Source organism: Serratia sp. CY33525 (genome assembly GCF_052169115.1).
In the GTDB taxonomy this organism is placed as follows: Bacteria; Pseudomonadota; Gammaproteobacteria; order Enterobacterales; family Enterobacteriaceae; genus Serratia; species Serratia sarumanii.
In genome coordinates this window covers 160,692-173,321 of record NZ_JBJNLK010000003.1, presented here as the reverse complement: position 1 = coordinate 173,321, position 12,630 = coordinate 160,692, and the positions used below count along the sequence as shown (strand labels likewise).

The window sequence follows — 12,630 nt, the reverse complement described above, 5'->3', positions numbered from 1 at the left end:
AAAAAGGCGCGGCCCCGCGGCCACGCCTTTCTTCACTACCGATCGCCCCGCTACTTGCGTTTGAGCAGCATATACACGCTGATCAGCAGGAACAGCATGCTCGGCAGCAGCGCGCCCAACACCGGCGGCATGCTGTACACCAGGCTCAGCGGGCCGAAGATCTGATCCAGCACGTAGAACAGGAAGCCGAAGCTGATGCCGGTCACCACGCGGATGCCCATCGGCACGCTGCGCAGCGGGCCGAAGATGAACGACAGCGCCATCAGCATCATCACCGCCACCGACAGCGGCGAGAAGATTTTGCTCCACATGTTGAGCTGGTAACGGCTGGCCTCCTGGCCGCTCTGCTTCAGGTACTTCACGTAGTTGTGCAGCCCGCTGATGGAGAGCGAATCCGGATCCAGCGCCACCACGCCCAGCTTGTCCGGGGTCAGGTTGGTTTTCCATTCGCCGGTCAGCGTCTGGGTGCCGGTCACCTGTTTCGGGTCGGTCAGATCCGAGGTATCCACCTGCGAAAGCTGCCACACTCCGTTCTCGAAGCTGGCGGTGGCGGCATAGCGCACCGTCTCCAGGCGACGCTGATCGTTGAAGTGGTAGATGTTCACGCCGGAGAGTTCTTTATCGCCGGAGACGCGCTCGATGTAGATGAAGTCGTTGCCGTCCTTCGCCCACAGCCCGCTCTTGGTGGAGAGCAGCGAGCCGCCGTACATCTGCTGGGCGCGGTAGTTGCGCGCCATCTGCTCGCCCTGCGGCGCCACCCACTCGCCGATCGCCATGGTCAACAGCACCAGCGGAATGGCGGTTTTCATCACCGAGCCGGCGATCTGCAGGCGGGTGAAGCCGGAAGCCTGCATCACCACCAGTTCGCTGCGCGTCGCCAGCTGGCCCAGGCCGAGCAGCGCACCGAGCAGCGCCGCCATCGGGAAGAAGATCTCGATGTCTTTCGGCACGCTCAGCAAGGTGTACATGCCGGCGCTCAACGCGGTGTATTCGCCCTGGCCGACCTTGCGCAGCTGATCGACGAACTTGATGATGCCGGACAGCGACACCAGCATGAACAGCGTCATGATGATGGTGTTGAAAATCGTTTTACCGATATACCGGTCTAATACGCCAAACATCAGGCCGCTCCTCTCAGGCGTGCGCGCAGCTTGCGCATCGGCACGGTATCCCACAGGTTCAGTGCCAGCGCGATCGCGAAGTAAACGCCGTTAACCAGCCACAGCCACAGCATCGGATCCAGCTTGCCCTTGCCGGCGTTGGAGCGCAGCGAGGTCTGCAGCAGGAAGAAGATCAGATACAGCAGGATGGCCGGCAGCATGCTCAGCACGCGGCCCTGGCGCGGGTTCACCACGCTGAGCGGCACCACCAGCAGCGCCATCAGCGCCACCGACACCACCAGCGTCAGGCGCCAGTGGAACTCGGCGCGCGCGTCCGGATCGTCGGACTCCCACAGCGTCTGCATCGACATCTGTTCGGATTCGGTGTTGTCCGCCGCCACGGTGCGGTGGCCAATCACCGCCTTGTAGTCGTTGAAGTCGGTAATGCGGAAGTCGCGCAGCAGCGCGGTGCCTTCAAAGCGGGTGCCCTTGTCGAGCGTCACCACCTGCGAGCCGTCTTTCTGCTGCACGATGTTGCCGTGCTCGGCCACCACCACCGACGGGCGTTGGTTGCCGTTCGGCCGCAGTTGCGCCAGGAACACGTCGTTGAAGGTGCTGCCCTTCACGTTGCCGATAAACAGCACCGCGTTGCCGTCCTGCGAGGGTTTGAACTGCCCTTCCGCCAGCCCGGCGATGCTCGGGTTGGCCTTGGCTTCGTTCACCACCACGTCCTGATAGCGCGAAGCCCAGGGGCCGGCCCAAAACACGTTCACCGCCGCGACCGCAGAGGTGAACAGCGCCAGGATCATGGCGGCGATAATCAGGGTGCGTTTGCCCAGCCCGCAGGCGTGCATAACGGTGATTTCGCTCTCGGTATACAACCGCCCAAGCGTCATCAGCAAGCCGAGAAACAGGCTCAACGGCAGGATGAGCTGCGCCATTTTCGGCACGCCCAGCGCCAGCAGGGAGAGGACTAAGTTTGTCGGGATATTGCCGTCCACCGCATCGCCCAACACCCTGACCAGGTTCTGACAAAAGAAGATCAGAAGCAGGATGAACAGGATGGCGATTTGGCTCTTGAGCGTTTCCCGTACCAGATATCTTATGATGATCACGCTTATTACGCCTGTGAAAACTTGTCTTTTTGCAGGAAAATCGATAATTTCATCGCTAATCCGCCATTTATTCTCATCATATGGCAACCTTCACAGCTAAAATAGTATTACAACATCAAGCCGTTTGGGTGTCCTATAGGAACTTGCTTATAGTCGCCAAAACAGAGCAATTTACGCCGTTCAGGTTAACATAATCCGTTAACTCAAATGGCGGGAGATCGTTACGGAGTCGGTTATTCTAGCCGTAGCGTCCGCCTTTGTCTTTAAGATTCAGGAGAGTGCATGGAGTTCAGTGTAAAAAGCGGTAGCCCGGAAAAACAGCGCAGTGCCTGTATTGTAGTCGGCGTTTTCGAACCGCGCCGCCTGTCCCCTATCGCAGAACAACTCGACAAAATCAGTGATGGTTATATCAGCGCATTGCTGCGCCGTGGCGAACTGGAAGGCAAGGTCGGGCAGACGCTGCTACTGCACCATGTGCCCAACATTCTCTCCGAGCGCATCCTGCTGATCGGCTGCGGCAAAGAGCGCGAGCTCGATGAGCGCCAATACAAGCAGGTGATCCAGAAAACCATCAATACCCTCAACGACACCGGCTCGATGGAAGCGGTCTGCTTCCTGACCGAGCTGCATGTAAAAGGCCGCAATACCTACTGGAAAGTGCGTCAGGCGGTGGAAACCGCCAAAGAGACGCTCTACACCTTCGATCAGCTGAAAAGCAACAAGGTGGAGCCGCGTCGTCCGCTGCGCAAAATGGTGTTCAACGTGCCGACCCGCCGTGAGCTCACCAGCGGCGAGCGCGCCATCCAGCACGGCCTGGCGGTGGCTTCCGGCATCAAGGCGGCCAAAGATCTCGGCAACATGCCGCCGAACATCTGTAACGCCGGCTACCTGGCCTCGCAGGCCCGCCAGCTGGCGGACGCCTTCAGCACCCACATCACCACCCGCGTCATCGGCGAACAGCAGATGAAAGAGCTGGGCATGAACGCCTATCTGGCGGTCGGCGCCGGTTCGCAGAACGAATCATTGATGTCGGTGATGGAATATAAGGGCAACCCAAATCCGGACGCTAAGCCGATCGTGCTGGTAGGCAAAGGGCTGACCTTCGACTCCGGTGGCATCTCGATCAAACCGGCCGACGGCATGGACGAGATGAAATACGACATGTGCGGCGCGGCGACCGTGTACGGCGTGATGCGCGTGGTGGCGGAGCTGAACCTGCCGCTGAACGTGATCGGCGTGCTGGCCGGCTGTGAAAACATGCCGGGCGGCCGGGCGTACCGTCCGGGCGACGTGCTGACCACCATGTCCGGCCAGACCGTCGAGGTGCTGAACACCGACGCCGAAGGCCGCCTGGTGCTGTGCGACACCCTGACCTACGTCGAGCGCTTCGAGCCGGAGCTGGTGATCGACATCGCCACCCTGACCGGCGCCTGCGTGATCGCCTTGGGCCACCACATCACCGGCCTGATGTCGAACCACAACCCGCTGGCGCACGAACTGCTGGGCGCTTCCGAGCAGGCCGGCGACCGCGCCTGGCGCCTGCCGATGGCCGACGAGTACTACGAGCAGTTGGACTCCAACTTCGCCGACATGGCGAACATCGGTGGCCGCCCTGGCGGCGCCATCACCGCCGCCTGCTTCCTGTCACGCTTCACCCGCAAGTACACCTGGGCGCACCTGGATATCGCCGGCACCGCCTGGCGCTCCGGTAAAGCCAAGGGCGCGACCGGCCGCCCGGTGGCGCTGCTGTCGCAGTTCCTATTGAACCGCGCGGGCCTGAACGGCGACGATTAAATCTGAGCGGTAATTCAGGTATAATCCCAAGGGGCACAGCATGCTGTGCCCCTACATTTTTTTATCGGCAGCGGTGGATCCTTAATGAAACAGGCGACGTTTTATTTGCTCGACAACGCGGAACCGTCTGGTGCGCTCAGCGCCCATGAGGCCGTGGCCTGCGCCGTTGCCGCCAACGGCTTCCGTTCCGGCAAACGGGTGCTGATCGCCTGCGAGAGCCAGGAGCAGGCCCAGCGGCTGGACGAAGCGCTATGGCAGCGCGAGCCGCATGAATTCGTGCCGCACAACCTGGCCGGCGAAGGGCCGCACTACGGCGCGCCGGTGGAACTGTGCTGGCCCGGCAAGCGCGGCAACGCCCCGCGCGATCTGCTGATCGCCCTGCTGCCGCAGTTTGCCGATTTTGCTACCGCTTTCCATGAAGTGGTAGACTTCGTTCCTTACGAAGACACTCTGAAACAGTTGGCGCGCGACCGTTACAAGGCCTATCGCAGCGTCGGCTTCCATTTGACCACGGCTACGCCGCCAACTCACTGAATACGATAAAGAATGGAAAAGACAAACAGTCAGCTCGACACCGCATACGACCCAAAGCAGATCGAACAGAAGCTGTACGATCACTGGGAGAATCAGGGTTACTTCAAGCCGAACGGCGACACCAGCCAGGAAAGCTTCTGCATCATGATCCCGCCGCCGAACGTCACCGGCAGCCTGCACATGGGCCACGCGTTCCAGCAGACCATCATGGACACCATGATTCGCTATCAGCGCATGCAGGGTAAAAACACCCTGTGGCAGGCGGGCACCGACCACGCCGGCATCGCCACCCAGATGGTGGTGGAGCGCAAGATCGCCGCGGAAGAAGGCAAAACCCGCCACGACTACGGCCGTGACGCGTTCATCGACAAGATCTGGCAGTGGAAGGCGGAGTCCGGCGGCACCATCACCCGCCAGATGCGCCGTCTGGGTAACTCCGTGGACTGGGAGCGCGAGCGCTTCACCATGGACGAAGGCCTGTCGAACGCGGTGCGCGAAGTGTTTGTCCGTCTGCACAAAGAAGACCTGATCTACCGCGGCAAGCGCCTGGTGAACTGGGATCCGAAGCTGCGCACCGCCATCTCCGATCTGGAAGTGGAAAACCGCGAATCCAAAGGTTCCATGTGGCACCTGCGCTACCCGCTGGCCGACGGCGCGAAAACCGCCGAGGGCAAAGACTACTTGGTGGTCGCCACGACCCGTCCGGAAACCGTGCTGGGCGATACCGGCGTGGCGGTCAACCCGGAAGATCCGCGCTATAAAGACCTGATCGGCAAAGAGATCATTCTGCCGCTGGTCGGCCGCCGCATCCGCATCGTCGGCGACGAACACGCCGATATGGAAAAAGGCACCGGCTGCGTGAAGATCACCCCGGCGCACGATTTCAACGACTACGAAGTCGGCAAACGCCACGGCCTGCCGATGATCAACATTCTGACCTTCGACGGCGACATCCGCCAGGAAGCGGAAGTGTTCAACACCCTGGGCGAAGTCTGCACCGACTACTGCAACGAGATCCCGGCCGAGTTCCGCGGCCTGGAGCGCTTCGCGGCGCGTAAAGCGGTGGTTGCCGCCTTCGATAATCTGGGCCTGCTGGACGAGATCAAACCGCACGACCTGACGGTGCCTTACGGCGACCGCGGCGGCGTGGTGATCGAGCCGATGCTGACCGACCAATGGTACGTGCGCACCGCGCCGCTGGCCAAGGTGGCGGTGGAAGCGGTCGAACAGGGCGAAATCCAGTTCGTGCCGAAGCAGTACGAAAACATGTACTTCAGCTGGATGCGCGACATTCAGGACTGGTGCATCTCGCGTCAGCTGTGGTGGGGCCACCGTATCCCGGCCTGGTATGACGTGAACGGCAAAGTCTACGTGGGCCGCAGCGAAGAAGAAGTGCGCAGCGAGAACAACCTGGGCGCCGACGTGGTGCTGACCCAGGACGAAGACGTGCTGGACACCTGGTTCTCGTCCGGCCTGTGGACCTTCTCTACCCTGGGCTGGCCGGAGCAGACCGAGGCGCTGAAAACCTTCCACCCGACCAGCGTGATGGTCAGCGGCTTCGACATCATCTTCTTCTGGATCGCGCGCATGATCATGCTGACCATGCACTTCATCAAGGATGAAAACGGCAAGCCGCAGGTGCCGTTCAAGACCGTCTACATGACCGGTCTTATCCGCGACGACGAAGGCCAGAAGATGTCCAAGTCGAAAGGCAACGTGATCGATCCGCTGGACATGGTCGACGGCATCTCGCTGGAAGATCTGCTGGAAAAACGCACCGGCAACATGATGCAGCCGCAGCTGGCGGAGAAAATCCGCAAGCGCACCGAGAAGCAGTTCCCGAACGGCATCGAGCCGCACGGCACCGACGCCCTGCGCTTCACCCTGGCGGCGCTGGCCTCGACCGGCCGCGACATCAACTGGGACATGAAGCGCCTGGAAGGCTACCGCAACTTCTGTAACAAGCTGTGGAACGCCAGCCGCTTCGTGCTGATGAACACCGAAGCGCACGACTGCGGCTTCAACGGCGGCGAGAAAGTGCTGTCGCTGGCGGATCGCTGGATCCTGGCCGAATTCAACCGCACGGTGAAAGCCTACCGCGAAGCGCTGGACACCTACCGCTTCGATCTGGCGGCCAACATCCTGTACGAATTCACCTGGAACCAGTTCTGCGACTGGTATCTGGAGTTGACCAAGCCGGTGGTGAGCAACGGCAGCGAAGCGGAACAGCGCGGCACCCGCCACACGCTGATCACCGTGCTGGAAGCGCTGCTGCGCCTGGCGCACCCGATCATTCCGTTTATCACCGAAACCATCTGGCAGCGCGTGAAGCCGCTGACCGGCACGACCGCAGACACCATCATGCTGCAGCCGTTCCCGGCCTACGACGCCGCGCTGGAAGACGAGCAGGCGCTGAACGATCTGGAGTGGATCAAGCAAACCATCATCGCCGTGCGCAACATCCGCGCCGAGATGAACATCGCGCCAAGCAAAGCGCTCGACGTGCTGCTGCGCAACTGCAGCGCCGACGCCCAGCGCCGCGTGCAGGAGAACCAAAGCTTTATCGCCCGTCTGGCGCGCCTGGAATCCATCGCGCTGCTGCCGGCCGGTGAGAAAGGCCCGGTCTCCGTCACCAAACTGGTGGACGGCGCCGAGCTGCTGATCCCGATGGCCGGTTTCATCGACAAAGACGCCGAGATCGCGCGTCTGGCGAAAGAGATGGGCAAACTGGATGCGGAAATCGCCGCGATCGAAGGCAAGCTGGCGAACGAAGGCTTCGTGGCGCGCGCGCCGGAAGCGGTGGTCGCCAAAGAACGCGATCGTCTGGCGGCCTGCAAAGAAGGCAAAGTGAAGCTGCAGGAACAGCAGGCGACCATCGCCGCGCTGTAATCCACCGGCTCACGCCAACGCCTGAAAAACAGCGGGGTCTTCCCCGCTGTTTTTTTATCGCCGTTGCATCCGGGCCGGGTTAGGTGTTATTACAAGATATTACTGCTGCAGGGACGCCGCCGGGAAATAATCCCCGGCGCGTTTCGTGCTGCGATAAAAACGAAAAACGAACGTGGTCTCTTTCAATGGCGAGTGTAAACATGACAACAGCAACCCCGGCGCGCCTGCTGGTGCGCCCCATCACGGCGGAAGACAATGCCGCCATTGCTCACGTCATTCGCGAAGTCTCCGCCGAGCACGGCCTGACGGCGGATAAAGGCTATACCGTCTCCGATCCCAATCTGGACGCCCTGTATCAGCTCTACAGCCTGCCGCGCAGCGCTTACTGGGTGATCGAGGTAGACGGCCAGGTCGCCGGCGGCGGCGGCATCGCGCCGCTGCAGGGCGGCGCAGACGATATATGCGAATTGCAGAAGATGTATTTCCTGCCGGTGTTGCGCGGCAAGGGATTGGCGAAACGCCTGGCGCTGCAGGCGCTGGATTTCGCCCGCCGGCACGGCTTCCGCTGTTGTTACCTCGAGACCACCGCCAGCCTGACGCAGGCCGTTGCGCTGTACGAACATCTGGGCTTCGAACACATCGACCACGCGATGGGCGCTACCGGCCACGTCGATTGCGAAGTCACCATGCTGAAAACGCTGTAATCGCCCCGCCTGCACATCATGGCGCAGCTTGCTGCGCCTTTTTTATTAATATCGCAATCAATCAGTAAAACTCGCTATAACGCCGTATTTCAAGCAGATAAACTGACGTTAAAAACCACGATGCAAATTTAATGTGAAGTTCGTTAATAAATTAACGATCGCAAATTGACCGCTTTTTCCCCCGCGTTACTCTGCCAGTATCCCAATCGCGCACGGAGAGCTGTCATGTCGGAAAATACCTTTGATTACATCATCGTCGGCGCCGGTTCCGCCGGCTGCGTGCTGGCGGCGCAGCTGATCCGCCGCACCCAGGCGCGGGTGCTGCTGCTGGAAGCCGGCGGCGACGACAATAACCTGTTCATCAAGATGCCGGCCGGCGTGGCCAAGATCATCGCCAAAAAGAGCTGGCCCTACGAAACGGAGCCGGAACCGCACGCCAACAACCGCCGCATGCAGATCGCGCAGGGCAAGGTGCTGGGCGGCAGCAGTTCGGTCAACGGCATGATCTACCTGCGCGGCCAGCCGCAGGACTACGACGACTGGGCCGAGCGCTATGGCTGCGCCGGCTGGAGCTACCGGGAGGTGCTGCCCTATTTCAAACGCGCCGAGGCCAACGAAAGCCTGTCGGACGACTACCACGGCGCTGACGGGCTGCTGCCGGTCAGCGAAAACCGCTACCGCCACCCGCTCAGCATGGCGTTTATCCGCGCCGGCCAGGAGCTGAACCTGCCCTATCGCAACGACTTCAACGGCGACAGCCAGCACGGCGTCGGTTTCTACCAAACCACCACCCACAACGGCGAACGCGCCAGCACCGCCCGCACCTACCTGAAGGCGGTGCGCGACGAACGGCGGCTGGTGGTGAAACTGAACGCGCTGGCGCACCGGCTGACCTTCGAGGGCAACGTCGCCACCGGCGTGGTCTACAGCCAGAACGGCGGCGCGGAAGTGACCGCGCGCGCCACCAAAGAGGTGATCGTCAGCGCCGGCGCGGTCGGTTCGCCGAAGCTGCTGATGCTGTCCGGCATCGGCCCGCGCGACCACCTGCAGCAGCTGGGCATCGAGGTGCGGGCGGATCTGCCGGTGGGTAAAAACTTCCACGACCATCTGCACATGTCGATCAACGTCAGCACCCGCGAGCCGATCAGCCTGTTCGGCGCCGATCGCGGCCTGCAGGCGCTGAGCCACGGCGCGCAGTGGCTGGCGTTTCGCAGCGGCGTGCTCTCGTCCAACGTGCTGGAAGGCGCCGCCTTCACCGACAGCCAGGGCGACGGCCGGCCGGACGTGCAGATCCACTTCCTGCCGCTGCTGGACAGCTGGGACGACGTGCCCGGCGAACCGCTGCCGAACATTCACGGCTTCACGCTCAAGGTCGGCTACCTGCAGCCGAAGGCGCGCGGCGAAGTGCTGCTGCGCAGCAGCAACCCGCACGATCCGGTCAAGCTGCACGCCAACTACCTCGGCCACCCGGACGATCTGGCCGGCAGCGTGCGCGCGGTGAAGTTCGGCCTGGGCTTCCTGCAAACCGCGGCGCTGAAGCCTCTGATCAAGGATCTGCTGATGCCGCAGCCGGAGTGGACGCGTGATGAGGCGCAGCTGGAAGAGTTCGTGCGCAACTTCTGCAAGACGGTATATCACCCGGTAGGCAGCTGCCGCATGGGGCCGTCGCCGCAGGACGCGGTGACCGATCCGCAACTGCGGGTGCACGGATTTGAGCAGTTGCGGGTGATCGACTGCTCGGTGATGCCGCAGCTCACCAGCGGCAACACCAATGCGCCGACCATCATGCTGGCGGAAAAGGCGGTGGATCTGTTGCTGGGCGCGCCGCAGTAAGGGCGCGCCTCAACGTCAGGCGGCGGCGGGCACGCCGCTGTGGAAACGCAGCTCGCTGTCCGGCGACAGGATCAGTTCAGCTTCGAGGCGGCCGAAATGCGCCACCCGTTCGCTGATGTCGCCGCCGGCGATCTGTTCCGCCAGCGTCAGGTAGTCCTGATAATGGCGCGCTTCGGAGCGCAGCAGCGAGACGTAAAAGCGGTTCAGCTCGTCGTCCAGGTGCGGCGCCAGTTTGGCGAAGCGTTCGCAGGATCGCGCTTCGATGTAAGCGCCGCAGATCAGTTTGTCGATCAGCGTCGCCGGATCGTGAGTGCGGATCTCGCGGATCATCCCCTTGGCGTAGCGGCTGGCGGTGATCTTGCGATACGGGATCCCGCGCGCCTGCATGATCTCCAGCACCTGCGAGAAGTGATGCAGCTCTTCCTTGATCAACAGCACCATGCGATCCGCCAGATCCTGGCCGTAGGCCGAGCCGTTTTTCGGCAGGATCTTGCGGGTGAACTGGCCCTGGCGAAACAGCGTGTCCGGCGCGCCCTGCGCTTCGTGCAGAAACGCCTCGTAAGGGCGCAGCAGCGCCAACAGCGCGTCGCCGCTCTCTTTGTCCGCCACGTAGCGGCGGATCAGCCACATGCCGGTCTGCGCGGCTTTCAGCTCGCACACCAGGTGGTCGGTCAGCAACAGCTGCAGGTTTTCCGGACGGCGCGCGGCGTCGATCCAGGCGTCAGGAGTTTCACAGTGCAGGAAGCTTAAAATCGGGGCTAACAGGGATTGGTATGTCATGGCGTCATTGCCCTATGTATTTCAAGTTGCAGCTAGGCGGCCAGCTCACTCATCCCCAGGAGCTTACTCAGGTAAGTGACTGGGGTGAGAGAGTGCAGCCAACAACGCTGTAGCTTGAAAGACGACGGGGATATCAGGGGCCGGCGAGAGCCGGCCCACAGGCATTAATCGGAAAGGGATTAGTGGCGTTTACCGTCGTCGTCTTCGTCGATGTAGTCGCCGTCTTCGTCATCCTCACCGTCTTCACCGTTCGGATCTTCGAAGTAGGTGCCCCAGCCGTCGTAGTTGACGCCGCAGCGTTCCGCCAGCGCCACCAGCTGCTCGACCTGGGCGTCGATCAGTTCGGCGTTCAGGCCGACTTCGCTGATCACGTCGCAGCACATCACCAGCGAACCGTCTTCCACTTCCAGCTCTTCGGCGTCGGTCACTTCGTAGCCCAGCTTGAAGGCTTCAACGGCGGCCTGCTCCAGAACCTCAAATTTCTCGGCGGACAGATGGTGCTCGATGGTGTAGAGCGCGTCCGGATCGCTGCCGTCTTCCAGCAGTTCTTCGATGATCAGGCGGGTCTCTTCACGTTGTTCTTCCAGCAATTCGCGGTTTGCCATGCCTATATCCTCAAGTCAAATGGCCTTCATTCCTTCTATTTTCACACACCGCCGACATTGCTTCCACGATAAACGTGAAAGATTTCCTCGCCGGGGTTGAAATTGAATATTCATACATATAAAGTGAATTTTAATTCAATTAAGCAATCAGGGAATCGGACTATGAGCACCGGCAATGCGTTCTACCAACGTCACTTTCTGAGGTTAATGGATTTCACCCCCGCCGAGCTGCAGGCGCTGCTGAAACTGGCGGCCGAGCTGAAGCAGGCCAAGAAGCAGGGGCAGGAACAGCGCCGGCTGCAGGGCAAAAACATTGCGCTCATCTTCGAAAAAGACTCGACCCGCACGCGATGCTCTTTCGAAGTTGCCGCATTCGATCAGGGCGCGCAGGTCACTTACCTCGGCCCGAGCGGCAGCCAGATCGGCCATAAGGAGTCGATGAAAGACACCGCCCGGGTGCTGGGCCGCCTGTACGACGGTATTCAGTATCGCGGCTACGGCCAGGCGCTGGTCGAAACCCTGGCGCAGCACGCCGGCGTGCCGGTGTGGAACGGCCTGACCGACGAGTTCCACCCCACCCAGTTGCTGGCGGATCTGCTCACCGTGCAGGAGCACCTGCCGGGCAAGGCGCTGAGTGAAGTGAAGCTGGCGTACGTCGGCGACGCGCGCAACAACATGGGCAACACGCTGCTGGAAGCCGCCGCGCTGGCGGGCATGGATCTGCGGCTGGTGGCGCCTAAGGCCTGCTGGCCGCAGCCGGAGCTGGTGGCCGAGTGCCAGGCGCTGGCGCAGCAAACCGGCGCGAAACTCACCCTGACCGAAGACATCGCCGAAGGGGTGCAAGACGCCGACTTCCTCTACACCGACGTGTGGGTGTCGATGGGCGAACCAAAAGAGACCTGGCGGGAGCGTATCGCGCTGCTGCGGCCGTATCAGGTCAACATGGCAATGCTGAAGCTGACCGGCAACCCGAACGTGAAGTTCTTGCACTGCCTGCCGGCGTTCCACGACGATCAAACCACGCTCGGCAAGCAGATGGCGCAGCAGTACGATCTGCACGGCGGCATGGAAGTGACCGACGAAGTGTTCGAGTCGGCGCACAGCGTGGTGTTCGATCAGGCGGAAAACCGGCTGCACACCATCAAGGCGGTGCTGGTCACCACGCTGAGCGAAACCCTCTGACCGTCCTCCCCTCCGCCCTGGCGCCCCCGGCCAGGGCGGCTAATATATTCCAGGAATATCAAATAGCGGATTGACCTTTGCTCACCGCCGGCAA

General features: G+C 61.6%; 10 protein-coding genes. 6 read left to right on the top strand and 4 right to left on the bottom strand.

Annotation, left to right across the window (positions count from 1 at the left end):
• Positions 1 to 50: 50 nt before the first annotated feature.
• Both lptG and lptF read right to left on the bottom strand, forming a co-directional pair.
• The gene (lptG, locus tag ACJ8IM_RS09555) at positions 51 to 1,121 is read right to left on the bottom strand and encodes an LPS export ABC transporter permease LptG (RefSeq protein WP_033636876.1); all 1,071 of its coding nucleotides are present in this window, start codon (positions 1,119 to 1,121) and stop codon (positions 51 to 53) included.
• Positions 1,121 to 2,215: an LPS export ABC transporter permease LptF gene (gene lptF, locus ACJ8IM_RS09550; RefSeq protein ID WP_033652791.1), complete on the bottom strand. Its 1,095-nt coding sequence runs from the start codon at positions 2,213 to 2,215 to the stop codon at positions 1,121 to 1,123. Before lptF ends, lptG begins: the two co-directional genes overlap by 1 nt.
• Positions 2,216 to 2,497: 282 nt before the next feature.
• Between lptF and pepA the strand changes: the two genes are divergently transcribed.
• From pepA to ACJ8IM_RS09525, 5 genes are all read left to right on the top strand, one after another.
• Positions 2,498 to 4,009, top strand: a complete 1,512-nt coding sequence (gene pepA, locus ACJ8IM_RS09545; RefSeq protein WP_033636874.1) for a leucyl aminopeptidase — start codon at positions 2,498 to 2,500, stop codon at positions 4,007 to 4,009.
• An 84-nt stretch (positions 4,010 to 4,093) separates the two neighbouring features.
• Positions 4,094 to 4,543: a DNA polymerase III subunit chi gene (locus ACJ8IM_RS09540; RefSeq protein WP_033631663.1), complete on the top strand. Its 450-nt coding sequence runs from the start codon at positions 4,094 to 4,096 to the stop codon at positions 4,541 to 4,543.
• Between the two features lie 12 nt (positions 4,544 to 4,555).
• Positions 4,556 to 7,432 carry a valine--tRNA ligase gene (locus ACJ8IM_RS09535; RefSeq protein WP_033648627.1) on the top strand — a complete coding sequence of 959 codons (2,877 nt, stop codon included), beginning with the start codon at positions 4,556 to 4,558 and terminating at the stop codon, positions 7,430 to 7,432.
• Positions 7,433 to 7,632: 200 nt separating this feature from the next.
• Positions 7,633 to 8,136, top strand: a complete 504-nt coding sequence (locus ACJ8IM_RS09530; protein ID WP_033636872.1) for a GNAT family N-acetyltransferase — start codon at positions 7,633 to 7,635, stop codon at positions 8,134 to 8,136.
• 225 nt (positions 8,137 to 8,361) lie between these two features.
• Complete coding sequence (locus ACJ8IM_RS09525) at positions 8,362 to 9,969, top strand: GMC family oxidoreductase (RefSeq protein WP_033652790.1); 1,608 nt, start codon at positions 8,362 to 8,364, stop codon at positions 9,967 to 9,969.
• 15 nt (positions 9,970 to 9,984) lie between these two features.
• Here the strand turns inward: ACJ8IM_RS09525 and miaE are convergent, their stop codons facing one another.
• Both miaE and rraB read right to left on the bottom strand, forming a co-directional pair.
• Positions 9,985 to 10,749 carry a tRNA isopentenyl-2-thiomethyl-A-37 hydroxylase MiaE gene (gene miaE, locus ACJ8IM_RS09520; RefSeq protein ID WP_015376459.1) on the bottom strand — a complete coding sequence of 255 codons (765 nt, stop codon included), beginning with the start codon at positions 10,747 to 10,749 and terminating at the stop codon, positions 9,985 to 9,987.
• Positions 10,750 to 10,928: 179 nt separating this feature from the next.
• Complete coding sequence (rraB, locus tag ACJ8IM_RS09515; protein ID WP_004933365.1) at positions 10,929 to 11,354, bottom strand: ribonuclease E inhibitor RraB; 426 nt, start codon at positions 11,352 to 11,354, stop codon at positions 10,929 to 10,931.
• 162 nt (positions 11,355 to 11,516) lie between these two features.
• Here rraB and argF point away from each other — a divergent pair, with 162 nt between their 5' ends.
• On the top strand, positions 11,517 to 12,536 hold the full coding sequence (gene argF, locus ACJ8IM_RS09510; protein ID WP_033652789.1) for an ornithine carbamoyltransferase: 1,020 nt from the start codon (positions 11,517 to 11,519) through the stop codon (positions 12,534 to 12,536).
• The last annotated feature ends 94 nt before the right edge of the window (positions 12,537 to 12,630 follow it).